This window comes from Pararhodobacter sp. SW119 (genome assembly GCF_017811755.1).
Classification (GTDB): Bacteria; Pseudomonadota; Alphaproteobacteria; order Rhodobacterales; family Rhodobacteraceae; genus Pararhodobacter.
The window spans coordinates 138,507-161,492 of the sequence record NZ_JADDJF010000003.1 but is presented as its reverse complement, the minus strand read 5'-3'; the positions used below and the strand labels follow the sequence as shown (position 1 = coordinate 161,492).

21 protein-coding genes and 1 pseudogene are annotated in these 22,986 nt (G+C 71.5%); 11 read left to right on the top strand and 11 right to left on the bottom strand.

The genetic code is table 11. From position 1 onward, the window contains the following. Positions 1-26: 26 nt before the first annotated feature. Both IM708_RS03765 and IM708_RS03760 read right to left on the bottom strand, forming a co-directional pair. A complete protein-coding gene (locus tag IM708_RS03765) occupies positions 27-899 on the bottom strand; it encodes a DMT family transporter (RefSeq protein WP_209424975.1) in 873 nt (290 codons plus the stop codon). 72 nt (positions 900-971) lie between these two features. Beyond that, on the bottom strand, positions 972-1,391 hold the full coding sequence (locus tag IM708_RS03760) for a Fur family transcriptional regulator (protein WP_209424974.1): 420 nt from the start codon (positions 1,389-1,391) through the stop codon (positions 972-974). A gap of 141 nt (positions 1,392-1,532) precedes the next feature. On the opposite strand from IM708_RS03760, the gene IM708_RS03755 reads away from it, so the two are divergent. Beyond that, complete coding sequence (locus tag IM708_RS03755) at positions 1,533-2,435, top strand: DMT family transporter (RefSeq protein WP_209424973.1); 903 nt, start codon at positions 1,533-1,535, stop codon at positions 2,433-2,435. A gap of 92 nt (positions 2,436-2,527) precedes the next feature. Here the strand turns inward: IM708_RS03755 and IM708_RS03750 are convergent, their stop codons facing one another. Further along, positions 2,528-3,754, bottom strand: a complete 1,227-nt coding sequence (locus IM708_RS03750; RefSeq protein ID WP_209424972.1) for a UbiH/UbiF/VisC/COQ6 family ubiquinone biosynthesis hydroxylase — start codon at positions 3,752-3,754, stop codon at positions 2,528-2,530. 81 nt (positions 3,755-3,835) lie between these two features. Between IM708_RS03750 and IM708_RS03745 the strand changes: the two genes are divergently transcribed. From IM708_RS03745 to IM708_RS03735, 3 genes are read left to right on the top strand one after another with little or no spacing between them, the layout of a single operon-like run. Continuing rightward, positions 3,836-5,170, top strand: coding sequence for an amidase family protein (locus tag IM708_RS03745; RefSeq protein ID WP_209425024.1), 1,335 nt, complete (start codon positions 3,836-3,838; stop codon positions 5,168-5,170). A gap of 36 nt (positions 5,171-5,206) precedes the next feature. Beyond that, entirely contained in the window at positions 5,207-6,280 is a 1,074-nt protein-coding gene (locus IM708_RS03740; RefSeq protein ID WP_209424971.1) for an FAD-dependent oxidoreductase, read from the top strand. After that, complete coding sequence (locus IM708_RS03735; protein ID WP_209424970.1) at positions 6,277-6,945, top strand: DUF938 domain-containing protein; 669 nt, start codon at positions 6,277-6,279, stop codon at positions 6,943-6,945. Before IM708_RS03740 ends, IM708_RS03735 begins: the two co-directional genes overlap by 4 nt. 418 nt (positions 6,946-7,363) lie before the next feature. Here the strand turns inward: IM708_RS03735 and IM708_RS03730 are convergent, their stop codons facing one another. The 3 genes and pseudogenes from IM708_RS03730 to IM708_RS03720 form a co-directional block, all read right to left on the bottom strand. Further along, a complete protein-coding gene (locus IM708_RS03730) occupies positions 7,364-8,530 on the bottom strand; it encodes a CoA transferase (protein ID WP_209424969.1) in 1,167 nt (388 codons plus the stop codon). Positions 8,531-8,538: 8 nt separating this feature from the next. Continuing rightward, positions 8,539-9,225, bottom strand: coding sequence for a DsbA family protein (locus IM708_RS03725; protein ID WP_209424968.1), 687 nt, complete (start codon positions 9,223-9,225; stop codon positions 8,539-8,541). 101 nt (positions 9,226-9,326) lie between these two features. After that, positions 9,327-9,812: pseudogene (locus IM708_RS03720) on the bottom strand (DUF721 domain-containing protein); the annotation flags it as partial. A 158-nt stretch (positions 9,813-9,970) separates the two neighbouring features. On the opposite strand from IM708_RS03720, the gene mutY reads away from it, so the two are divergent. Beyond that, positions 9,971-11,074 carry an A/G-specific adenine glycosylase gene (gene mutY, locus IM708_RS03715; RefSeq protein WP_209424967.1) on the top strand — a complete coding sequence of 368 codons (1,104 nt, stop codon included), beginning with the start codon at positions 9,971-9,973 and terminating at the stop codon, positions 11,072-11,074. A 117-nt stretch (positions 11,075-11,191) separates the two neighbouring features. On the opposite strand, the gene IM708_RS03710 is transcribed toward mutY, so the two are convergent. The 5 genes from IM708_RS03710 to IM708_RS03690 form a co-directional block, all read right to left on the bottom strand. Further along, positions 11,192-12,178, bottom strand: a complete 987-nt coding sequence (locus IM708_RS03710) for a molybdopterin-binding protein (protein ID WP_209424966.1) — start codon at positions 12,176-12,178, stop codon at positions 11,192-11,194. Then, on the bottom strand, positions 12,178-13,176 hold the full coding sequence (locus IM708_RS03705; protein ID WP_209424965.1) for an XdhC family protein: 999 nt from the start codon (positions 13,174-13,176) through the stop codon (positions 12,178-12,180). Before IM708_RS03705 ends, IM708_RS03710 begins: the two co-directional genes overlap by 1 nt. 40 nt (positions 13,177-13,216) lie before the next feature. After that, positions 13,217-13,963: a MauE/DoxX family redox-associated membrane protein gene (locus IM708_RS03700; protein ID WP_209424964.1), complete on the bottom strand. Its 747-nt coding sequence runs from the start codon at positions 13,961-13,963 to the stop codon at positions 13,217-13,219. Positions 13,964-14,304: 341 nt separating this feature from the next. After that, positions 14,305-15,573: a VWA domain-containing protein gene (locus IM708_RS03695; protein ID WP_209425022.1), complete on the bottom strand. Its 1,269-nt coding sequence runs from the start codon at positions 15,571-15,573 to the stop codon at positions 14,305-14,307. A gap of 87 nt (positions 15,574-15,660) precedes the next feature. Then, complete coding sequence (locus tag IM708_RS03690; RefSeq protein ID WP_209424963.1) at positions 15,661-16,572, bottom strand: MoxR family ATPase; 912 nt, start codon at positions 16,570-16,572, stop codon at positions 15,661-15,663. 366 nt (positions 16,573-16,938) lie between these two features. On the opposite strand from IM708_RS03690, the gene IM708_RS03685 reads away from it, so the two are divergent. The 6 genes from IM708_RS03685 (at position 16,939) to IM708_RS03660 (ending at position 22,962) form a co-directional block, all read left to right on the top strand. Continuing rightward, positions 16,939-17,475 (top strand): carbon monoxide dehydrogenase subunit G, encoded by a 537-nt coding sequence (locus IM708_RS03685; RefSeq protein ID WP_209424962.1) that lies wholly within the window; start codon positions 16,939-16,941, stop codon positions 17,473-17,475. 105 nt (positions 17,476-17,580) lie between these two features. Further along, the gene (locus tag IM708_RS03680) at positions 17,581-18,459 is read left to right on the top strand and encodes a CPBP family intramembrane glutamic endopeptidase (RefSeq protein ID WP_209424961.1); all 879 of its coding nucleotides are present in this window, start codon (positions 17,581-17,583) and stop codon (positions 18,457-18,459) included. Positions 18,460-18,519: 60 nt separating this feature from the next. Continuing rightward, positions 18,520-19,491 carry an acetyl-CoA carboxylase, carboxyltransferase subunit beta gene (gene accD, locus IM708_RS03675; RefSeq protein ID WP_209424960.1) on the top strand — a complete coding sequence of 324 codons (972 nt, stop codon included), beginning with the start codon at positions 18,520-18,522 and terminating at the stop codon, positions 19,489-19,491. 10 nt (positions 19,492-19,501) lie between these two features. Beyond that, positions 19,502-20,776, top strand: a complete 1,275-nt coding sequence (locus IM708_RS03670; RefSeq protein ID WP_209424959.1) for a folylpolyglutamate synthase/dihydrofolate synthase family protein — start codon at positions 19,502-19,504, stop codon at positions 20,774-20,776. 93 nt (positions 20,777-20,869) lie between these two features. Further along, on the top strand, positions 20,870-22,327 hold the full coding sequence (gene hydA / locus IM708_RS03665; RefSeq protein WP_209424958.1) for a dihydropyrimidinase: 1,458 nt from the start codon (positions 20,870-20,872) through the stop codon (positions 22,325-22,327). Then, the gene (locus tag IM708_RS03660; RefSeq protein WP_209424957.1) at positions 22,324-22,962 is read left to right on the top strand and encodes an aspartate/glutamate racemase family protein; all 639 of its coding nucleotides are present in this window, start codon (positions 22,324-22,326) and stop codon (positions 22,960-22,962) included. Before hydA ends, IM708_RS03660 begins: the two co-directional genes overlap by 4 nt. Positions 22,963-22,986: the final 24 nt, after the last annotated feature.

The window sequence follows — 22,986 nt, the reverse complement described above, 5'->3', positions numbered from 1 at the left end:
ACCGGGGCGGGCGGGGCGAAAAGGGTTCAGCCCGGCATCGGGCGCAGCCGCATCTCGCGCCAGAGGGTGAAGAGCCCGGCCCCCACCACCAGCGCCGAGCCGATCAGCGTCATCGCGTCCGGGCGTTCGCCGAAGAAGGTGAAGCCGATCGCCATGGCGAAGACCAGCCGCGAATAGCGGAAGGACGTGGTCACCGCGATGTCGCCCGTGCGCGTCGCCCCGACCAGCGCCGCGTAGCCCAGCGTCCCGGCGCAAAGCCCGGCCAGAAGCCAGCCCCACTGGCCAGCGTTGGGCGCAAGCGGCGCCTCGCCCAGGATCGCCAGCAACAGAACCCCCGCCGGCACGATGGTCAGGAAGCCCCAGGCGCTCAGCTGCAGGCTGTGCACGTCGCCGGCCACGCGCCGCGTCGCCAGGTCGCGCACGGTCAGCGTCACCACCGCCGCCAGCGCCAGCAGCGCCGCGGGATCGAAATCCGCGGCGCCGGGCCGGATGATCAGCAAAACGCCCAGAAACCCCACGGCGATGGCCGAGAACCGCCGCCAGCCCACGGGTTCGCCCAGGAAAAGCGCCGCCCCCAGCGTCACCACCAGCGGCATCGCCTGCAGGATCGCGGTGACCACCGCCAGCGGCACCAGCGCGATGGCCAGAACCACCAGCGACGCGCTGACCATCTCGGACAGGTTGCGCAGCAGGACCGCGCCCCGCACCGCCTGCCGGCTGAGGACCGTCACGCCCCGCGCCCAGGCCACCGCGCAGAAGATCGCGCTGCCGCCCAGGCCGATCAGAACCATGATCTGCCCGACCGGCATGGCCGCCGACAGGTACTTGATCACCGCATCCTCGATGGCGAACCCGGCCATCGAGCCCACCATCAGCAGGCTGGCGCGCAGATTGTCCATGGTGCGGGCAGGTCCATCAGGGGGCGTAAGCGGCCCGCTTACCCCGTCCGCGCGGGCGGGGAAAGGCCCCGTTCAGGATTTGAGCCGGACGCCGTAAAGCTCCAGCCGGTGCCCCTTCAGCCGGTAGCCCAGGCGGCGCGCGATCGCTTCCTTCAGCGCCTCGATCTCGGGGTCGGTGAACTCGATCACCTCGCCGCTGTCCAGGTCGATCAGGTGGTCGTGGTGCGCGCGTTCGGCATCCTCGTAGCGCGCGCGCCCGTCGCCGAATTCCAGCCGCTCCAGCAGGCCCTGTTCCTCGAACAGGCGCACGGTGCGGTAGACCGTCGCCAGCGAGATCCTGGGATCGCGCGCGGCGGCCCGGGCAAAGAGCGTTTCGACATCGGGGTGATCGTCGGCGCGTTCCAAGACCTGCGCGATCAGCCGGCGTTGCCCGGTCAGCCGCAGGCCCATCGCCTCGCAGCGCGCCATGAGTCCGGTCTTGGTCTCGTTCATCGTGCGTCCGGTCCGGCGCAGGCCGCCCGCCTGCCCGCCAACCCTAGGCCATCCGGCAGGCCGGGAAAAGACGCCGGCGGCAGCCATTGACCTTCGCCGCGCCAAGGCCTTGACTGCCCGCATCGGTTTTCAGGAGCTTTCATGGCCCACATCCTGCCGCAGCGCCGCCCGCTCGACCTCGCGGGGTTCTGGATGCTGCTGACCCTGTCCTTCGTCTTCGCGTCGAACAACGTTCTGATCAAGCTGGGCAACGAGGGGTTGCAGCCCGTCTTCTTTGCCGCCGCGCGCTCGGTCGTCGCGGGCGCGCTGGTGGCGGGGTGGATGGTCTGGCGGCGCATCGACTTCCGGCCGGATCTCTGGCGGCCGGGGCTGCTGATCGGGGCGGCCTTCTCGGCCGAGTTCTTCTTTCTCTTCGTCGCACTCGACCAGACGACGGTGGTGCGCGCCTCGGTGCTCTTCTACGCCATGCCGCTGTGGCTGGCGGGGGCGGCGCATTTCCTCTTTCCCGGCGAGCGGCTGAGCACGCAGCGGGTGCTGGGCTTCGGGCTGGGATTCGCCGCGGTGGTGCTGGTGCTGGTCGGGCAGGCGCAGGGCGACGTGACGGCGGCGGGCAGCCTGACCGGCGATCTGGCGGCGCTGGCGGCGGGGATGAGCTGGGCGGCGATCGTGATCATCGCGCGGCTGACCCGCCTGCAGGGCGCGCCGCCCGACACCCAGATCTTCTGGCAACTGCTGGTCTCGGCGCCGATCCTGTTGACGCTGGCGCCGCTTTACGGCGGCAGTTTCGTGCGCGCCTTCGACGGCGTGCAGCTGACCATCTTCCTGACGCATGCGCTCTGCATCGCCGCCGGATTCGTCACCTGGTTCTGGCTGCTGCAGCGCTACCCGTCGTCGTCGGTGGCGAGTTTCAGCTTCCTCACCCCGGTGCTGAGCGCGGGGCTGGGCTGGCTGGTGCTGAGCGAGCCGGTGACGCTTGCCATGCCGGTGGCGCTGGCCCTGCTGGTCGCGGGGCTGATCCTGATCAACCGCCGACCGCGGGTCTGACCTAAAGGAACGTGCTTCGCTTCGGGCGGCGCGACCTCACCCCCATCGAGGGGGGTCGGTCGCGGCGGGCGCGGTGCGCCCGCGGCGGCGCCTCAGACCGGGAGGCCCTGCATCAGGCGCGGCTGGGCGGCGCGCAGGCCGGCGGCCTCGCGGATGAAGGTGCGGCGCAGCGCCGGCAGCGCCGCGACCGCGCCGAGGCCAAGCCCGCGCAACCCCTCCAGCACGGGATTTCCGTTGGAAAAGAGAAGGTTCACCGCGTCCATCCCCAGCGCCATCCGGACCGTGTCGAAGCGCCGCCATTCCTGGTAGCGCGCCAGCACTCCGGGCGCCGCGACATCCTCGCCCCGCCGGCGGGCGAGGGTCAGCACCTCGGCCAGGGCGGCGACGTCGCGCAGCCCCAGGTTCAGGCCCTGGCCGGCAATCGGATGCACGCCGTGCGCGGCATCGCCGACAAGCGCCAGCCGCGGCGCGACGAAATCCTCGGCCAGGCTGAGGCGGAGCGGATAGGCGAACCGCGCGCCGGCCAGTTCGATCCGGCCCAGGAAATCCCCGAAGCGCGGGCGCAGAAGGTCCATGTAGGCCGCGTCGTCGAGCCGCTGGATCGCCTGCGCGGTTTCGCGCGCCTCGACCCAGACGATGGAGGAACGGTTGTCCGGCAACGGCAGGATCGCCAGCGGGCCGGCGGGCAGGAACATCTGGTGCGCGATCCCGTCATGCGGACGCGCGTGCGCGACCGCGCAGACCAGCGCCGTCTGCCCGTAGTCCCGCCCCTGCCGGCGTATGCCCGCCCGCGCGGCGGTGGGGCTGTCGCGCCCGTCGCTGGCGACCAGCAGCGGCGCGGAAAGTTCCTCGCCCGATTCCAGCGTCACCGTCGCGCTTTGGCCCGCGATGTCCTGCCCCACCACGCGCGCGCCGTCGATCAGCGTGATGCGGTCCTGCTGCGCCATCGCCGCGCGGAACGCCGCATAGAGATGCCGGTCCTCGATCATCTGGCCCATCGGGCCTTCCTCGATCTCGGCGTGATCGAAGCCGAGCGAGAAGGGCGATGCCCCGCGCCCGGCATGGCCTTGGCTGACGCGGATCCCCAGGATCGGCTGCGCCTTGTCCTGCAACGCGGCCCAGACCCCGATCGCCGACAGCACCCGCACCGAGGCCAGCGCCAGCGCATAGGCGCGCCCGTCGAAGCCGGGTTCTGCCCGCGCCGGGGCCGGGCGGGCATCGATGACCGTGACGCGAAAGCCGCCCTGCGCCAGCGCTAGCGCCAGCGCCGGGCCGTTCAGGCCGCCGCCCACGATCAGGATGTCGGTCGCATTGCGCATGGGTCAAATATGCGCCCCCGGCCGGGATTGTCCATGCGGCAGACGCGCGCTAAGCCTGCGGGGGGCAATCTGGAGGCGGCGATGCGGGCGACGTGGCGGGAAATGGGCGCGGCGGAACTGGGGCGCGGGATCGAGGCGGGCGATATCTGCCCGGTGGCGCTGGCCGAAGGGTTCCTCGCGGCCGCAGAGGCGCATCCGCACCGCGACCGGATCTTCGCCCGGATGATGCCGCAGCAGGCGCTGGACGCGGCGATGGCGGCACGCTCGCGCGCCCGTGCCGGACTGCGGCGCGGGCCGCTGGATGGCGTCCCGGTCAGCTGGAAGGACCTGTTCGACACCACGGGCGTGGCGACCGAGGCGGGCTCGGCCCTGCTGAAGGGCCGCGTGCCGGACGCCGACGCCACCGTCGTCACCCGCCTGACGCGGGCGGGCATGCCGCCCTTGGGCAAGACCCACATGACGGAACTCGCGTTTTCCGGGCTCGGCCTGAACCCGATCACCAACACCCCGCCCTGGCGGCACGACCCCGACCATGTGCCGGGCGGATCATCCTCGGGCGCGGCGGCCTCGGTCGCCTGGGGTCTGGCGCCGCTGGGCATCGGCAGCGACACCGGCGGCTCGGTCCGCGTGCCGGCGGGCTGGAACGACCTGGTCGGGCTGAAGACCACGGCGCGGCGCGTGCCGCTGACCGGCTGCGTGCCGTTGGCCGAAAGCTTCGACACCATCGGCCCCCTGGCCCGCACGGTCGAGGATGCGGCGCTGGCCTTTTCGCTCCTGGACGACTCGCCCGCGCCCGACCTGCGCGGCGCGACCATCGCCGGCGCACGCCTTCTGGTGCTGGAAACCGGTGCGTTGGACGACCTGGACCCGGCGCAGGCGCGCGCCTTCGAAGCCGCGGTCGACCGGCTGGCGGCCGCCGGCGCGCAGATCGCGCGCGTGCAGATCCGCGCGGTGGCCGAGGCGATGGAGATGTCCGGCATCCTCTATGCCCCCGAATGCTACGCCACCTGGCGCGACCGGATCGAGGCCGACCCCGACGCGATGTTCCCGCCGGTGCTGGCCCGCTTCCGCGCCGGGGCGGCGCACAGCGCCGACGACTACATCGCCGCGCTCTTCCGCATGAACGCCCTGCGCGCCGCCTATGCGCGCGCCACGGCGGGCTTTGACGTGGTCCTGCTACCGACCAACGCGAACCTGCCGCCGCGGATCGACGCGGTGACGAACGATCACGCCTTCTTCGCCTCGGAAAACCTGCGCACGCTGCGCAACACCCGCATCGGCAACCTGATGGGCCTCTGCGCGTTGACCGTGCCGACCGGCGCGCCCGGCTGCGGGCTGAGCCTGATGGCCCCCCCGATGCAGGAGGCGCGGCTCTTGCGCCTGGGCGCCGGGGCCGAGGTCGCGCTGGCCGGCTGAACTGAAACCTGCGATGGACTGACCACAGGGGACATCATGCACGACTTCCTGATCATCGGCGGCGGCATCGCCGGGCTTTCGGCCGGGGCGCGCCTGGCCGGGCTGGGCGCGACCCTGCTGGTCGAGGGCGAGGCGCAGCTGGGCTACCACACCTCGGGCCGCTCGGCCGCGCTCTACGAGGCCGAATACGGCGCGCCGCCCACCGTCGCCCTGGCCCGCGCCAGCGGCGAGGAACTGGCCGAGATGGGCGTCCTCAGCCCGCGCGGGCTGCTGGCGGTGGGTCAGGCGCACGAGCGCGCGGCTTTCGACAAGGACTGCGCCGATCTGCACCTGACCCGCATCACCCCGGCCGAGGCGGAGGCGATCGTGCCGATCCTGAACCTTGCGCGCGTCGCCTATGCCGCGCAGACCGACGGCGCGCAGAACATCGACACCGACCTGATGCTGCAGACCTACGCCCGCCGCCTGCGCGAACGCGGTGGCGAAATTCGCACCGGCGCCGCCGTCGCCGCCATCCGCCGCGATGCCGACGGCTGGACCGTGACCCTGTCGGACCGCGAGGAATTGCGCGCGCGCCGACTGGTCAATGCCGCCGGCGCCTGGGCCGACCGGATCGCCGCGCTGGCCGGCCTGCCCGGGATCGGGCTGCAGCCCTACCGGCGCTCGATGGCGCAACTCCCCGCGCCCGAGGGGCACGACATCCGTGCCTGGCCGCTCCTGTTCGGCGTGGGCGAGACCTGGTACGCCAAGCCCGAGGCCGGAAAACTGCTCGTCTCGCCGGCCGAGGCCGACCCCGCCGAGCCGCACGACGCCTGGGCCGACGACATGGTCCTCGCCGAAGGTCTGGCCCGCTACGAGGAGATGGTGACCGTGCCGGTGACGCGGGTCGAGGCGTCGTGGGCGGGGCTGCGAAGCTTCGTGCCCGACCGGACGCTGGTGCTGGGCCCCGACCCGCTGGACGCCGATTTCCTGTGGTGCGCGGGGCAGGGCGGCCAGGGGTTCCAGTCCGCCCCCGGCGCGGCGCGCGTGATGGAGGAGGTCGCGGGCGGCGCGGCGTCGGGCATCGCGCCCGAGATCCTGGCGGCGCTGTCGCCGGCGCGGCTGCGATGATCCGCCGGCTGGACCTGCCCGACAGCGCCGCCCCGGCCGAGGACGGGTTGCGCTTCGCCCCCTCCGCCGCGCGCAACCTCGAACCCATCGCCGCAGTGCTGACGGCGCATCTGCCGAACCGCGGGCAGGCGCTGGAACTGGCCAGCGGCACCGGCCAGCATGTCGTCGAATTCGCGGCACGATTCGCGGGCCTGACCTGGCAGCCCTCCGATCTTGACCCTGGCAACCTCGCCTCGATCCGCGCCCGCGCGGCCCGGGCCGGGCGGCCCAACCTGCGCGACCCGATCCCGCTGGACGCCTGCGCCCCCGGTTGGGCCCCGGACGCGGCCTGGGATGCTATCTGTCTGACAAACCTTCTACATCTGGTCTCGACCCCCGAGGCAGAGGTGCTTCTGGACGAGGTCCCCCGCGCCCTTGCCCCCGGTGGCGTCTTCGCGCTCTACGGTCCCTTCCGGCGGGACGGCGCGCTGGTCTCGGACGGCGACCGGGCCTTCGACGCGAGCCTGCGCGCGCAAGACCCGGCCATCGGCTACAAGGACATCGCCTGGGTCGAAGCCCGCCTGCTGGAGGCCGGTCTGGCGCCCCGGGCGCGGCAGGAGATGCCGGCCGGGAACCTCATGCTGGTGACGGCGCAACCGGCCGAAAGCGGCGGCAAGGCGCGGTGACCCGGGCCGTCCCCGCACGCGGCATGGACCGGCAAAAGGTCCGCCGGCAGGGTGCTGGCAAGCGTATGGCAAGCGGCTGGCAGGCGTATGGCAGTTTCGCGCGTTGCGGCAGGGTTCTGGTAACGCCTGAGCCCGCGGTTTTCGGGCTTTGAGTGAGGCGAAGAAGGGGGGGCGCTGCCCCCTCTTGGCTCCGCCAATTCACCCCCCGGGATACGTCCGGACAGGAAAAGTATGGGGCGGTGGGGGTTACCTGCCGTTCGCGGCGCAGCCTCTTTTCGCCGCGCGCGAAGCGCGCGGCGCCCGGCCCAACGCGAGGAAGGTTGTGCGCGGAGCGCACAGCCTGACGAGGGGCGGGAGAACTTCCGTCACCCTTTCATCGGGGGCGCGGTGTCCGGTGGAGCGCCTCGGGGCGGGGGTGTCAGGTGCGCGGCGCCGCAGCGGGTCGGGGGGATGCGTCCGGCGCGACCTCGTCGTCGCCTTCGCCCAGCACGGGCGCGGGGCGGTCGGAAGCGCAGCGCGCGCCGTCGAGGACGAAGGGCGAGCGCACGCCGCGGTGCGGGCCGAGGTCCAGCTGCATGCCGCGCGCCTGCACCTGCGCGTCGGCGAAGACCTCGGCCATGTCGTTGATCGGGCCGGCCGGCACGCCCTCGGCCTCGCAGGCGGCCAGAAGCTCGGCCTTGCTGCGCTGCCGCGTCGCCGCCGACAGCGCCTCGGACAGGGCGGGGCGGTTGGCGACCCGGTCGGCATTGCTGCGATAGGCCGGGTGGTCGATCAGGTCGGCGCGGCCCAGAAGCCGGCACAGCCGGTGATACTGCGCGTCGTTGCCGGTGGCGACGATCACATGCCCGTCGGCGCATTCGAACACCTGGTAGGGCGCAAGGTTGGGATGCACGTTGCCGGTCCGCCCCGGCGGGGTGCCGGTCGACAGGTAGTTCATCGCCTGGTTGGCCATCACCGACACCGCCGAATCGAGAAGGCTCATGTCGACATGCGCGCCGCGCCCGGTGGTCTTGCGTTCGTGCAGCGCGGCGAGGATCGCGGTGGTGGCGTAGATGCCGGTGACCAGGTCGGTGACGGCGATGCCGACGCGGTGCGGCTCGCCCTCCACCGGGCCGGTGATCGACATCAGCCCCGACATGCCCTGGATGATGTAGTCGTAGCCCGCCCGGTGCGCATAGGGCCCGTCCTGCCCGAAGCCGGTGATCGAGCAGTAGATCAGCCCCGGATTCACCGCCGACAGCCCGGCATAGTCGAGCCCGTATTTCGCCAGCCCGCCGACCTTGAAGTTCTCGATCAGGATGTCGGCGCCGGTGACCAGTTCGCGCACCTTCGCCTGCCCCTCGGGCGTGCGGAAATCGGCCACGACGGACCGCTTGCCGCGGTTGGCGGAGTGGAAGTAGGCGGCGACCTGCGTGCCGTCGCGGTCGATGAAGGGCGGACCCCAGCGGCGGGTGTCGTCGCCTTCGGGGGCCTCGACCTTGATCACCTCGGCGCCGAGGTCGGCCAGGGTCTGCCCGGCCCAGGGCCCGGCGAGGATGCGCGCAAGTTCGATGACCCGAAGGCCGGCAAGGGGACGTTCGCTCATGCCCGGGCTCAATCCCGGGCGTCGGCGATGGCGGCTTCGAACTCGGCGTATCCCATGTTGCCGAAGGTCTGGCCGTTGATCACGAAGGAGGGGGTGGAGCGGATGCCGTCGCGCTCGGCGTTCTCGCGGTAAAGCTCCATCAGCGCCGAGGCCTTGTCGCGGTCCGACAGGCACGCGTCGAGCTGCGCGTTGTCCATGCCCGCGCGCCGGCCGATGCGGCGCAGGTTCTCGGCCACCACCGCGCCGTCGCTGGACCCGGCCCATTGCCGCTGGTCCTGATAGAGCATCTCGACCACCCCGTGATACCGCTCCGGCCCGGCGCAGCGCGCGACCAGCGCCGCCCAAAGGCCATAGGCATCGAAATAGACCTCGCGCTTGATGTAGTGGACCTGGCCGGTGTCGACGTAGTTCTCGATCAGCTCGCGATAGACGCCCTGGTTGAAGTTCGCGCAATGCGGGCAGGTGAAGGACGAATATTCGATGATCGTCACCGGCGCGTCCGGGTCGCCCAGCGACATCTCGACGATGCCCGAGGTGTCGACTGACGCCGAGGCGGTCTGCGCCTGGGCGCTGTTCATGCCGCCGATCTGGGTGCTGCCGGGGGCCTCGGCCGGGCCGCTGGTGGACCAGAGGGCGTAGCCGCCGACGGCCAGTACCGCCACCGCGGCGGCGGCGATCAGAGGGGTCTTCTGCATGGTCAGTCCTTTCGTTCGGCGCCGGCCGCGGGGGCGGCGCCTGCGTTCGGGGTGGGCGCGGCCGGGATCGGCGCGGCCGAATTGGGCGCGGCCGGAGCGGGCGCTTGGGGACGGGTCAGCACGTGGGTCGCCAGCCGGTCCAGGGCGGCGCGCAGCCCATCGTCGGCGACGCCCTCGGTCAGGGTGCCGACGACGGCGCGGGCGCGGGCCAGTTTCTCGGGCGAGGGGGGGGCGATGTTCGGCCCCTCATAGCGGGTGGCGGGTTCGGCAAAGCCCTGCGCGGCGGTCTGCGTGACCTGGATGCGCGCGATGGCGGCGTAGCCATAGGCGGCGTTGACGCGCTCCTTCAGGCGGGGAAGCTGCATCTGCACCAGTGGTGCTGCGGCGCCGGTGGCCAGCACCGTCAGCGTCGCACCCAGGCCCCCCTGCGCGTAGCTGACCTTCACCGGCCGGCAGAGCGCGGCGATATCGCGCCCGGCGACCTCGGCCCAGTGGGTCAGCACCCGCGAGGCCGCGAAGCCGCGCGATTCGCCGGCCTTGCGGATCCGCTCGTTCAAGAGGCCCGCCGCCGATTCGAAGCCGCGCATGCGGCGGCGCCCGCGCGGCGTGCGCGGGGCGTCCTTCTCCGTCTCGTGCTGCGTGCTCATCCGCGAACCTGCGCTTGGGGGTGCTTTTCCGCTCCGCGCCCCTATTCTAGTGACTTCAGCGCCCGAGACCAGAGGGCGCGGGGCACGGTGGTTGAAGAATGCGTGACAGTCTTGAAGCAATCGATACCGGAAGCGGGTCCGCGGGCGACGGCGCCGTCGTGGCGGCGGCGCTGCTGCGCTGGTACGACCGGGCGGCGCGGGTGCTGCCCTGGCGCACCGGCCCGGCCGCGCGCGCCGGCGGCCAGCGCCCCGACCCCTATCGCGTCTGGCTGTCCGAGATCATGCTGCAGCAGACCACCGTGGCCAGCGTGCGCGCCTACTTCCACCGCTTCACCACCCGCTGGCCCGACATCCACGCGCTGGCCGGGGCTGACGACGCCGAGGTGATGGCCGAATGGGCGGGGCTGGGCTATTACGCCCGGGCGCGCAACCTGATCGCCTGCGCGCGCGCCGTGGCGGCAGCCGGCGGCGCGTTTCCCACGGATTGCGCGGGCCTGCAGGCGCTGCCGGGGATCGGGCCCTATACCGCGGCCGCCATCGCCGCGATTGCGTTCGACGCGCGCGAAACCGTGGTCGACGGCAATGTCGAGCGTGTCACCGCGCGGCTTTTCGCCGTCACCGACCCCCTGCCGGGCGCGAAGAAGCGGCTGACCGCGCTGGCCGGCACGCTGACCCCCGCCGAACGCCCCGGCGATTTCGCGCAGGCGATGATGGATCTGGGCGCGACCGTCTGCACCCCGCGCGCGCCGCGCTGCGCCGTTTGCCCGCTGCAGGGCCTTTGCGCCGGCCATGCGCGGGGCATCGCGGCCGACTTGCCCGCCAAGACGCCCAAGGCGGCGAAACCTACGCGGCTGGGCACGGTCTACATGGTCCTGCGCGACGACGGCGCGCCGTTGATCGAGACCCGCCCGCCGCGCGGCCTGCTGGGCGGCATGCCCGGCTTTCCGACCACCGACTGGACGCCCGACGCGCCACCCCCCGCGCCGCCGCTGACCGCCGATTGGCAACTGTTGCCGGGCGAGGTGCGGCACACCTTCACCCATTTCCACCTGCAGCTTCGGGTGGCGCTGGCCCATGCCGGCCCTGCCGCCGCGCCCGACCGCGGCAGTTTCCGCCCCGGCTTCGACCCCGCCGCGCTGCCGACGCTGATGCGCAAGTGCTGGGACCACGTCCGGGCGCATCTGTCCGCGGATGCGGGTTGAGGACCCGGTGCACGCTTCGGAAATGCTTGAAATTCGGTTAACGAAAATCGCGTTTCACAACCGAATCAATGCCTTGGCCGAATTTCCGCATGCGGACACGGGGAGACTCGCACGCCCTCAGCCCCGCTGCGCGCGCGGTCGGGGCCGCGTCGGGATCTCCTTCAGCAGCCCGCCGACCCCCATCCCCATGATTTCGGCGGGGCCGACCGGCACGCCGCAGACCAGCCGTTCCAGCACCCAGTCCGACCCGCTCAACGCCGGCGAGCGGCTAGAACCCGGCAAGCCCAGCACCGGCCGGCCCCCAAGTTCGCCCAGAAACGTCAGGTTGCCCGGATCGACCGGCATGCCGAAATGCACCAGCCGCCCGCCGGCGCGGCGCAGCGCCGCGGGCGCCACGTCCTGCGCGTCCGACGTGGCCGAACCGGTGAGGATCAGCACGATCCCGCCCGCCGCCGCCGCCAGCGCCTCGGCCAGCGGCTCCGCGCGGTGCGGGACGGTGCGCGCCTCGATCAGCCGCGCGCCCAGCCGCTCCAGCCGCGCGCGCGTCACCTCCGCGCCCTTTTCCAGATGCGCGCCCAGCCCGACATCGGTCTGGATCAGGCTGGCGGTGTCGATCACCGGCGCAGCTAGCGCCAGCGCCCCCGCGCCGGCATCGCAGGCGCGTGCGATCGCCGCGCCGGGGACCGCGTAGGCGATGATCTTGACCGTCGCCACCATGCCGCGCGGGTCCATCCGCTGCCAGCGCGGCACGCTCGCCAGCGTGATCGCCCCGTCGACAGCGTTGAACGCATCCACGCGCGCCGCATCGATCCGCGCCAGCCCCGGCCCCGTCGCCAGCAGGTTCACCCGCCCGGTGCCGACCGGCTGCAATTCCAGCCCCGGCCCGGCGACGGCGCGGGCCAGTGCCAGCGCCGCGTCATCCTCGCCCACGTCGCCGGGGTCGAGCCGCGCGACCGTCACCTCGACCCGCCCGGTCGCGGCCAGCGCCGCAAGATCCGCCGCCTCCAGCCGCTTGCCCTTGCGCAGCCGTCCGCCGGCGACGGGCAGCGAATGCGCCAGCACCCCGCCCTCGGCCTGATCCAGCGGAACCGGACCGAAGCGCATCAGCCGCGCCGCAGCGCTTGCGTGATCTCGGCCAGCACCGCCACGGCGATCTCGGCCGGGCTGCGCGCGCCGATATCCAGCCCCACCGGCGCGTGGATGCGCGCCAGCGCCGCCGCGTCCAGCCCCGCCGCGCGCAGCCCCGCCGCGCGCAGCCGGTCCAACCGCTTGGCATGCGTGCGCGTCGACCCCAGGCAGCCGAGGTAGAAGGCCGCGGAGCCCAGCGCCGCCATGATCGCCGGGTCGTCGATCTTGGGGTCATGGGTCAGCGTCACCACCGCCGTGCGCGCGTCCAGCCCGACCGCGGCCATCGCCTCGTCCGGCCAGTCGTGCAGGATCCGCTCGCCCGGAAAGCGCGCCGCGGATCCGAACGCCTCGCGCGGGTCGATCAGCACCGGATCGTAGCCCGCCAACCGCGCCATCGGCAACAGCGCCTGCGCGATATGCACGGCACCCACGACGATCATCCGCAGCGGCGGGTTGAAAAGCGTGATGAACTCGCCCCCCTCCTCCATCCCCGCGCGGTCGGCGCGGAAGCGGTCGGGCGCGTCCTCGGGCGTCAGCAGGCGGCGATCCCAGGTCTCAATATGCACGCCGTAGCCCAGCGCGCGGCGTTCGGCGCGGGCGTCGACGATGGCCGCCAGCATGTCCTCGGGCATCGCCCCACCAGAATCGCCGCCCACCGGCTCCACCAGCACGCGGATCGTGCCACCGCAGGCCAGCCCGACGGCAAAGGCCTCCTCGTCGGCGACGCCGAATTCCAGCACGCGGGGGGCACCGTCGCCCAGCGCGTCCTGCGCCTCGACCACCACCGCGCCCTCCACGCACCCGCCGGAGACCGATCCCATGATCTCGCCCGCGCCGGAAATCGCCAACTGGCTGCCGGCGGGACGCGGGGCCGAGCCCCAGGTCTGGATTACCGTTGCCAGCGCCGCGCCGCGGCCGTCGCGGTGCCAGTCCAGCGCGATTTCGGGAATGCGGTCGTGTTGTGCGTCGCTCATGCGGGGTCCCTTCGCTGCCGATGATAATGGCGCGGGTCGGTCACAGAAGATAGGCCCGCGCGAACATCCACAAGCCCATCGCCACCATCGCCAGGTTCTCGGTCAGCGACACGGGGCCGAGGGGGACGTTGGTGCCGCTGCCGGCGCAGGCGCAGCGCAACTCGCGCTTCTCGATCCAGACGGCCTGGATGACCGAGGCCGCGCCGATCGCGCCGATGAACAGCGCCAGCGGCGCGGCGAGCCAGATCAGCACGCCGGCCAGCATCAGCACGCCGGCCAGCGTCTCGGCATAGGGGTAGACGTAGCTGTAGGGCACCCAGCGCCGGGCCAGCAGGTCGTAGTTGAGGAACATGGTCGAGAAGCCTTCGACATCCTTGAGCTTCTGCAGGCCCAGCAGCGTCATGCCCAGTGCCACGAAGGACTCGACCAGCGCCAGCGACAGGATCGGCGCGCCGCGTAGCCAGACGACGACCAGCGCCAGCGCGAAGGCGATGGCGAAGATCGCCACGATGGGCCGGTAGGTCGGCGCGTCGGGGTCGGGCACGGAAAGGCCCAGATGCTTTCGCAGGTCCTCGTAGCCGCCGATGCGTTCACCGTCGATATAGGTCTGCGGCGTCGTCTCCACCCCCTCGGCTTCCATGAAGGCGTCGGTTTCGGCGCGCGTGCGCAGTGGATGATCCTCCACCTCGAATCCGTGGCTGCGCAGAAGGTGGCGGGACTTCTGGCCGAAGGGGCAATGATGATCGGGCGTGTCCATGCGGTAGAGCTTGGCGGTTTTCGCGGACATGGCGGGCCTCCGTTTCGTGACCGGTTTGCGGGTTCTTCGTTCTGGATATGGCCCCGGCGCCGGCGGATTTGCACCCCCTGGCGGATGCACGCGCGTGCGGCCCACCCGATGTGGGGGCAAGGCGAGAATGCACAAGATGTGGTAGAATAATTGGAGACGCCAAAAACTGGAGATTCTTTTCACATAATGGCCGTTTTGCGTCTCCAGTTTGCAAGTCCGACGCCCGATCTGCAAAATTTGAACACTTTTCGGTGCCGACGGCAGGTCTGTCCAAGCTTGGACGCCCCCTGTCGGAAACGGCCCGGGACCGCGGTCAGGCGCCGGCATTCACGGTCGAATCTTCAGTCCCCGGCCCCCAGCATCGCCATCAGCCGCGTCTTCTCGCCCCGGTCCTTCGGGTCCGACAGCGCCTGTGCCAGCGCCTCCAGCGAGGCGACGGAATGCCCCGCGCGCAGCGTATCGACATGCGGCAGCATCGCCCGCACCCCCTGCGCGCGGGGCGCGAACCCGTCCCAGCGCAAGAGCGGGTTGATCCAGACCACCCGCCGCGCCGACAGGCGCAGCCGCTCCATCTCGCGCGCCAGATCGGCGGGCGCGCCGCGGTCCAGCCCGTCGGTGATGATCAGCACCACCGCCCCCTGCGCCAGCACCCGGCGCGACCAGTCGCGGTTGAAGGCGTGCAGGCTCTCGCCGATGCGGGTGCCGCCCTGCCAGTCCTGCGCCTTCCGCCCCGCGGCGGCCAGCGCCGCATCGACGTCGCGCTGGCGCAGGTGGCGGGTGATGTTGGTCAGCCGGGTGCCGAAGGTGAAGGCATGGACCCTGGCCCAGCCCTGCCCCTGCCGGTTGGCGACCGCGTGGACGAAATGCAGTACCATCCGCGAATAGGACGCCATCGAGCCCGAGATGTCGCACAGCACCACCAGCGCCGGCCAGCGCGTCGCCGGCCGCCGCCGCGCGATCGTGGCGATCTCACCCCCGGTGCGCAGGCTCGCGCGCAGCGTGCGCCGCCAGTCGGGCCGGGCGCCGCGGGCGTCGGGCTTCAGCCGCCGCGTCGCCAGCGGCTTCACCGGCAGGGCGAGGCGTGTGAGCATGCGCCGGGCCGCCGCCGCCTCGGCCACCGTCATCTGTTCGAAATCCAGCTGGCGCAGCCGCTCCTCGGCCGAGGCGGTGGCGGTCGCGTCGACCTCGATGCGCAGCTCCTCGTCGTCGCTCTCGGGCGTCTCGGGCGCGGGCGGCATTTCGGCATCGGCGAGCAGCGCCTCGGCGGCGCGGCGGGCGGCATCGGCGGCGCGATCCTCCTCCTGCACGCCGCGCATGGCGGGCAGCAGGAGCGCCATCATCTGCTCCATGTAGCGCGGGTCGCGCCAGAACAGGCGAAAGGTCTGATGGAAGATCGTCCGCTCCTCGGGACGATTCACGAAGCAGGCGTGGAGGATCCAGTAGAAATCGGTCTTCTCGGTGAAGCCCGCCGCTGCCACCGCCTCGATCGCCGTCTGCACCCGTCCCGGCCCGATGGGCAGACCGGCCCGGCGCAGGGCGCGGGCGAAATGGGTGATGTTGTGGACGAGCTTGCCTTCGTCGGGCAGGGTAAGGTCGGGGTCGCTGGGCATCATGCGGGCCGCTGGCCACGGTGCCGACGCCGGGGGGCTTCACGCCCCCCGGACCCCCCGTGGGATATTTTCAGACAGAAAATCGGCTCAGGCGGGCTCAAGGGATTTCCGGGCCTCGTCCAGCAGGCGCTTGGCCTCCATCCCCTGCAGCCGGGCGATGTCGTCTTGGTATTTCAGGATCGCGCCCAGCGTGTCCGAGATGACCTCGGGCGAGAGGGTGAGCACGTCGAGCGCGAGCAGGCATTTCGCCCAGTCGATGGTTTCGGCGACGCCGGGCTTCTTGAACAGGTCCTCGGTGCGCAGGCGCTGCACGAAGGCCACGACCTCGCGGCTGAGGGTTTCCGAGGCTTCCGGGGCGCGGGCGTGCAGGATCTCGATCTCGCGGTCGAAGCCGGGGTAGTCGACCCAGTGATAGAGGCAGCGGCGCTTGAGCGCGTCGTGCACCTCGCGCGTGCGGTTCGAGGTCAGGATGACGATCGGCGGCTCGGGCGCCTTGACGGTGCCGAGTTCGGGGATGGTGACCTGGAAGTCGGAGAGGGCTTCGAGCAGGAAGGCCTCGAACGGCTCGTCGGTGCGGTCGACCTCGTCGATGAGCAGGACCGGCGCGCCGCCGGGCTGGGGGCGCATGGCCTGCAGGAGCGGGCGCTCGATCAGGTAATCTTCGGTGAAAAGTTCGGCGGTCAGCGTGTCGCGGTCGGCGCCGCCGGCGGCCTCGGCGGCGCGGATGGCGATCATCTGGGCGGCGAAGTTCCACTCGTAAACGGCCGAGGCGGCGTCCAGCCCCTCGTAGCACTGCAGGCGGATCAGGCGGCGGTCGAGCGCGGTGGCGAGTGCCTTGGCGATCTCGGTCTTGCCGGTGCCGGCCTCGCCTTCCAGAAACAGCGGCCGGCCGAGCTTCAGGCCGAGGAAGGTCACCGTCGCCAGCGCCCGGCCGCAGACATAGTTCTGCCCGGCGAGGAGGGCCTGCACGGCATCGATCGAGGCGGGGATATGGGTCACGTCAACCTCCGGTCCGGTGCGGGGGATGGTGGGGCGCGGCGGCGTCGGGGTCAAGGCAGGTTGCGCGCGGGGCGACGGCACGACGGATCGTGACGGGCGCGAGCAACGACGCGAACCGGTGCCCGCCGCCTCGCGCGCGGGAGTTGGGGCAGGCGGTCCAAATTTGGACCTTCCGCCAAGTACATGATATAAAAGGGAAAGAGAATTTTTGTTGACTTTCGGGAAAGCTTTGGCGCGGCCGCATGAAGGCGGGTTCGCCGCGCCCGCGGACCGCCCCCCGCGCCGTGCCCGCCCGGCCCCGCAAGAAGGCTTTTCCGCACCGGGCGCAAGGCCTATGCTGCACCCGGTGAGGATGGAGGACTGCGCATGCAGATGAGTGACGAACGCCGCATCGATGCCCCGCCCGAGGTCGTCTGGGCGGCGCTTCTGGACCCGGAGGTGCTGAAGGCCAGCGTGCCGGGCTGCGAGGAACTGACCGGCTCGGCCGAGGAGGGGTTCGAGGCGGTCGTCGTGCAGAAGGTCGGCCCGGTGCGGGCGAAGTTCAACGGCACCGTCACCGTCGCCGACATGGTCGAGGGCGAAAGCCTGACGCTGACCGGCGAGGGCAAGGGCGGGGCCGCGGGCTTTGCCAAGGGCGCCGCCAAGGTCCGCCTTGCGCCCGATGGCGACGGCACGATGCTGTCCTACGAGGTCGACGCCAAGGTCGGCGGCAAGCTTGCCCAGCTGGGCAGCCGGATCATCGACGGTTTCGCGCGCAAGATGGCCGAAAGCTTCTTCGCCCGGTTCCAGGAGGCGGTCGAGGGTCCGGAAGCGGGCGATGCGCCGGCGGCGCAGGACGAAGGCGCCGCGGCAACGGAGGCGCCGAAGAAGGGCTGGTTCAAGCGCATCCTCGGAAAGGCGTGAGCGGTCGATTGCCGCGACGCCGGGTTTTGCAATGCCCCGCGCCCTGAAGGCTTGGATTGCGCGCCGGCGCGCATACATGACCGCGCGTAGCCGCCCGGAGCCCCGATGACCCCTGCCTTCGCCCGTTTTACCGCCCCTGCCCGGCATCGCCCCGAGATCTGGCGTCTGGTTCTTGGCCTGGGGGTCATCGCCGCCTGCTATTTTGGCTGGATCGCGGCCCTGGGCGGTCTTCTGTGGCTGACGGCGGGGCCGGACCGGGTCGAGGCCGGCTTGCGCGCCTTCGGCGTCGGCAGCGACCCCTGGGCGGTGATCGTCCTGCTGGCGACCTTCGTGGGACCGTGGATCGGTGTCTGGGCCGCGGTGCGGCTTTTGCATGCGCGCAGCCTTGGCAGCGTGATCGGACGCGGCCCGGCGGTGCTGCGCGACTTCGCGGCCGGGCTGGGGGTGACGGCCGTGGTGGCGGTCGCGGGCCTGGCGCTGCTGCCGTTCGTGCCACCGCTGGAGGCGGCGACGCCGGCGGGTGTCTGGCTGGCCTTCCTGCCGCTCGCGCTTCTGGGTCTGCTGATCCAGACGGGGGCGGAGGAGGTGGTCTTTCGCGGCTACCTGCAACAGCAACTGGCGGCGCGCTTTGCCTCGGCCGTGGTCTGGATGGGGGTGCCGGCGGCGCTGTTCGGGCTGGCGCATTACGCGCCGGACGTCGGGCCGGTCTCGCCCTGGCTTGTTGTCGCGGTGACCGGCTTCTTCGGGCTGATCGCGGCGGACCTGACCGCGCGCAGCGGGTCGATCGGGCTGGCCTGGGGGCTGCATTTCGCCAACAACGTGATCGCCGTGCTGATGGTCTCGGCGATGGCCGGCCTCGATGGGCTGGCGCTGTTCCGCGTGGCCGAGGGCGACGGCATGGCGCTGGATGCGCTGCTGATCGCCGACATGGGGCTGATGGCGATGGTCTGGGCGCTGGCGCGGCTATGGCTGGCGCGACGCTGACGCGTTGCATTCGGCCCGCGCGCGGCGTATTTCGACCCCAGACGCTGCAGGGGCCCGGCCATGAACTGGATCACGAACTACGTTCGCCCGACGATCAACTCGCTCTTCTCGCGCCGGGAAGTGCCCGAGAACCTGTGGACGAAATGCCCCGAATGCGGCTCGATGCTGTTTCACCGCGAACTCAGCGACAATCTGCAGGTCTGCACCTATTGCGGCCACCACTTGGCGATCACGCCGCGCGCGCGGTTTGCGGGGCTTTTTGACGGCGGGATCTTTGCCGAGGTGTCGGTGCCCGATCCGGTCGCCGACCCGCTGCATTTCCGCGATCAGAAGAAATACCCCGACCGGATGCGCGCGGCGCAGAAGGCCACCGGCGAGCGCGAGGCGATGCTGGTCGCCGAGGGCGAGATCGGGCGCACGCCCATTGTCGCCGCAGCGCAGGATTTCGCCTTCATGGGCGGGTCGATGGGGATGTATGTCGGGAATGCGATCATCGCCGCCTGCGAGCGCGCGATCGATCGCAAGCGGCCGCTGGTGCTGTTCGCCGCCGCCGGGGGCGCGCGCATGCAGGAAGGCATCCTGAGCCTGATGCAGATGCCGCGCACCACCGTCGCGCTGGAGATGCTGAAGGAAGCCGGCCTGCCCTATATCTGCGTGCTGACCCATCCGACCACCGGCGGCGTCACCGCCAGCTACGCCATGCTGGGCGACGTGCAGATCGCCGAGCCGAACGCGTTGATCTGCTTTGCCGGCCCGCGGGTGATCGAACAGACCATCCGCGAAAAACTGCCCGAGGGGTTCCAGCGGGCCGAATACCTGCTGGATCACGGCATGCTGGACCGGGTGACGCAACGCAAGGACATGCGGCGCGAGTTGATCACCATCCTGCGGATGCTGACCGGCAAGCCGCCCGCGGTGGCCGGCGACCTGCCGGCGCCGGATCCCATTCCCGCCGTCGAGTCCCTTCCTACCGCCGCCGAGCCGACCCCGCCCGCCCCGGCGGCCCCCGCGCCCGCCGACAAGAAGAAATGAGCGCGCGGCCGTGAGCGCACCAGGCTCGGACGCCATCCTCCAGCGGATGATGGCGCTGCATCCGAAGATCATCGACCTGACGCTGGACCGGGTCTGGCGGTTGCTGGCCGCGCTCGGCCATCCCGAGCGCGACCTGCCGCCGGTGATCCATATCGCCGGCACCAACGGAAAGGGCTCGACGCTGGCGATGGTCCGCGCCGGGCTGGAGGGCGAGGGCAAGCGCGTCCACGCCTATACCTCGCCGCATCTGGCCCGGTTTCACGAGCGGATCCGGCTGGCCGGGCAGCTGATCACGGAACCCGACCTGACGGCGGTGCTGGACGAATGCTACGCCGCCAATGGCGGCGAGGCGATCACCTATTTCGAGATCACGACCTGCGCCGCCTTCCTGGCCTTCGCCCGCACGCCCGCCGACTACACGCTGCTCGAGGTCGGGCTGGGCGGGCGGCTGGATGCGACCAACGTGGTCGACCGCCCGGTGCTGACCGTCATCACGCCCGTCTCGCTCGACCACCAGCAGTACCTGGGCGAGACGCTGCCCGAGATCGCCGGCGAGAAGGCGGGCATCCTCAAGCGTCTCGTCCCCTGCATCGTCGGCCCGCAGGAGGAGGAGGCGCTGGACGTGATCGAGGCGCGGGCGGAACGGCTGGGCGCGCCGCTTCTGGTCCACCGGCAGCACTGGCATGCCTATGCCGAACGCGGGCGCCTGACCTTTCAGGACGAACGCGGGCTTCTGGACCTGCCGCTGCCCAACCTGCCCGGACCCCACCAGATCGAGAATGCCGGCGCCGCGCTGGCCGCGCTGCGCCATCTGGGCGCGGGCGAGGCTGCCCATGACGCCGCCGTCACCCGCGCCGATTGGCCCGCGCGCATGCAGCGGCTGCGCGAGGGGCCGTTGCCGGCCAGCGCGCCGGGGCTGGAGCTGTGGCTGGATGGCGGGCACAATCCCTCGGCCGGTCGCGCCATTGCGGCAACGCTGGCGCAATTGCCTGCGCGCCCGACCTGGGCGGTCAGCGGGATGCTCAACACCAAGGACGTGGCGGGCTTCATGACGCCGCTGGCCGGCCATCTGAAGGGGCTGATCGCAGTGTCCATCCCGGGCGAAGCCGCGACCCTGCCGGCCGAGATCACCGCCGAAGCCGCCACCCGCGCCGGCATTCCCGCCGAGACCGCGCCGTCGGTCGAGGCCGCGCTGGCCATGATCGCCGCCCGCGATCCGTCGGCGCGCGTGCTGATCTGCGGGTCGCTCTACCTGGCCGGATCGGTGCTGCGCGCGAACGCCTGAGGCCCTGCCGCCGAAATTGTTGCGCCTGCCCGCGCGCTGTGCTTCGGTCGCGCCGCGGCAGCCGGGTGCCGGCGATCCTGATGGGGCAGCGACATGGACTTCGATACGGTCATTCACGGTGGCACCGTCGCCACGCCGTCCGAAACCTGGACGGGTGACATCGGCATCCGGGATGGCCGCATCGCCGCGTTGGGTGACCGCCTTGACGGCGGCGCGCGCCGGATCGACGCGACGGGCCGGATCGTCGTGCCCGGCGGGATCGAGGGGCACGCGCATATCGCGCAGGAAAGCTCTACCGGGCTGATGACCGCGGATGACTACCACACAGGCTCGGTCTCGGCCGCGTTCGGCGGCAACACCAGCTTCATCCCCTTCGCCGCCCAGCACCGCGGCGAATCGATCGACGCGGTCCTGCGCACCTATGACGACCGGGCCGCGCCGAATTCGGTGATCGATTATTCCTACCACCTGATCATCTCGGACCCGACACCGGCCGTTTTGCAGGACGAACTGCCCCGCGCCTTCGCCCGCGGCATCACCTCGTTCAAGGTCTTCATGACCTACGACCTGATGAACCTGGGCGACCGCGGCATGCTCGACATCCTGACGGTCGCGCGCCAGCACGGCGCGCTGACCATGGTGCATGCCGAGAACAACGACATGATCAAGTGGATGAACGCGCGGCTGGCGGACGCCGGGCTGACGGCGCCGCGCTACCACGCCGTCTCGCGCCCTGCGCTGGCCGAGGCCGAGGCGATCAACCGCGCGATCTCGCTGGCGCGGCTGGTCGGCGCCGGGCTTTTCGTCGTCCATGTCTCGACGCCCGAGGGGGCCGATCTGGTCGCCCGCGCCCGCGCCGAGGGGCTGCCGATCCACGCCGAAACCTGCCCGCAATACCTGGCCCTGACCCGCGACGACCTCGACCGCCCGGGGATGGAGGGGGCGAAATACATCTGCTCGCCGCCCCTGCGCGACGCGGCGACACAGGCGGTGCTGTGGCAGCACGTCCGGAGCGGCACGTTCGAAAGCGTCTCGTCCGATCACGCGCCCTACCGCTTCGACGCGTCGGGCAAGTTCGCCAAGGGACCCGAGCCCGCCTATCCCGCCATTTCCAATGGCATGCCGGGGATCGCCGCGCGGTTGCCCTACCTCTTTGCCGAAGGGGTCGGGGCGGGGCGGATCACGCTGCAGCAATTCGTGGCGCTGTCCTCGGCCAATGCCGCCCGGGTCTTCGGGATGGACCGCAAGGGCGCGCTGCTGCCCGGCTATGACGCCGACATCGTCCTATGGGACCCAGAGGAGACGCGCACCGTCACCGCGGCCGACCAGCACGACGCGATGGACTACACCCCCTTCGAGGGGATGCGCCTGACCGGCTGGCCGACGCATGTCCTCAGCCGCGGCGAAGTGATCGTCGAGGCGGGCGAGCTGCGCGCTGAACGCGGACGCGGCCGCTTTGTCGCGCGCCAGCCCTACCGCCCCGACCCCGACGCGCCGCTTATCCCCGAGATGGACCCGGCGCAGAACTTCGGCGCGGAGATCCGGCCGTGAAACGCATCCTGGTCATCAACCCCAATTCCTCCGCCGTCGTGACAGCGGGGCTGGGGACAGCGCTGGCGGGCTTTCAGGGCGCGCAATTCGACTGCATCGACATCGCCCAAAGCCCCGCCACCATCATGACCGAGGAAGACGTGGCCCGCGCCGGGCTGGCCTTGGCCGAGCGCATCAAGGCCGACCCGGAGGCCGACGCCTATGTCATCGCCTGCTTTTCCGACCCCGGGCTGGACATGGCGCGCAGCCTGACCGCGCGGCCCGTCATCGGCATTCAGGAGGCCGGCATCCTGACCGCTCTGGCGCGGGCCGACCGCTTCGGCATCATCGCGCTGGGGCCGAAGTCGATCCCGCGGCACATGCGCAAGATGCGGATGATGGGTGTCCTCGACCGGCTGGCGGGCGAGATGGATCTTGGCGGCGTCAGCGCCGAAGATGCCGGCACCTCGGACGAGGTCTATGCGCGCACGCTCGCCGTCGGGCGCAAGCTGCGCGACATGGGCGCCGGGGCGCTGGTGCCGGGTTGCGCGGGTTTCGCCCCGCGCCGCGCGCAACTCGAAAGCGACCTCGGCATCGCGGTCGTCGATCCGGTCCAGGCCGCGGCGGCGATCGCTCTGGGCGCGGTACTGGGCTGACCTCCGCGAAAAAGGCGCGCAGGC

Bases quoted from the DNA above. Each gene is read 5' to 3' on its own strand.
- IM708_RS03765 (WP_209424975.1), bottom strand. From the start codon at position 899: ATGGACAATCTGCGCGCCAGCCTGCTGATGGTGGGCTCGATGGCCGGG.
- IM708_RS03760 (WP_209424974.1), bottom strand. From the start codon at position 1,391: ATGAACGAGACCAAGACCGGACTCATGGCGCGCTGCGAGGCGATGGGC.
- IM708_RS03755 (WP_209424973.1), top strand. From the start codon at position 1,533: ATGGCCCACATCCTGCCGCAGCGCCGCCCGCTCGACCTCGCGGGGTTC.
- IM708_RS03750 (WP_209424972.1), bottom strand. From the start codon at position 3,754: ATGCGCAATGCGACCGACATCCTGATCGTGGGCGGCGGCCTGAACGGC.
- IM708_RS03745 (WP_209425024.1), top strand. From the start codon at position 3,836: ATGCGGGCGACGTGGCGGGAAATGGGCGCGGCGGAACTGGGGCGCGGG.
- IM708_RS03740 (WP_209424971.1), top strand. From the start codon at position 5,207: ATGCACGACTTCCTGATCATCGGCGGCGGCATCGCCGGGCTTTCGGCC.
- IM708_RS03735 (WP_209424970.1), top strand. From the start codon at position 6,277: ATGATCCGCCGGCTGGACCTGCCCGACAGCGCCGCCCCGGCCGAGGAC.
- IM708_RS03730 (WP_209424969.1), bottom strand. From the start codon at position 8,530: ATGAGCGAACGTCCCCTTGCCGGCCTTCGGGTCATCGAACTTGCGCGC.
- IM708_RS03725 (WP_209424968.1), bottom strand. From the start codon at position 9,225: ATGCAGAAGACCCCTCTGATCGCCGCCGCCGCGGTGGCGGTACTGGCC.
- mutY (WP_209424967.1), top strand. From the start codon at position 9,971: ATGCGTGACAGTCTTGAAGCAATCGATACCGGAAGCGGGTCCGCGGGC.
- IM708_RS03710 (WP_209424966.1), bottom strand. From the start codon at position 12,178: ATGCGCTTCGGTCCGGTTCCGCTGGATCAGGCCGAGGGCGGGGTGCTG.
- IM708_RS03705 (WP_209424965.1), bottom strand. From the start codon at position 13,176: ATGAGCGACGCACAACACGACCGCATTCCCGAAATCGCGCTGGACTGG.
- IM708_RS03700 (WP_209424964.1), bottom strand. From the start codon at position 13,963: ATGTCCGCGAAAACCGCCAAGCTCTACCGCATGGACACGCCCGATCAT.
- IM708_RS03695 (WP_209425022.1), bottom strand. From the start codon at position 15,573: ATGCCCAGCGACCCCGACCTTACCCTGCCCGACGAAGGCAAGCTCGTC.
- IM708_RS03685 (WP_209424962.1), top strand. From the start codon at position 16,939: ATGCAGATGAGTGACGAACGCCGCATCGATGCCCCGCCCGAGGTCGTC.
- IM708_RS03680 (WP_209424961.1), top strand. From the start codon at position 17,581: ATGACCCCTGCCTTCGCCCGTTTTACCGCCCCTGCCCGGCATCGCCCC.
- accD (WP_209424960.1), top strand. From the start codon at position 18,520: ATGAACTGGATCACGAACTACGTTCGCCCGACGATCAACTCGCTCTTC.
- hydA (WP_209424958.1), top strand. From the start codon at position 20,870: ATGGACTTCGATACGGTCATTCACGGTGGCACCGTCGCCACGCCGTCC.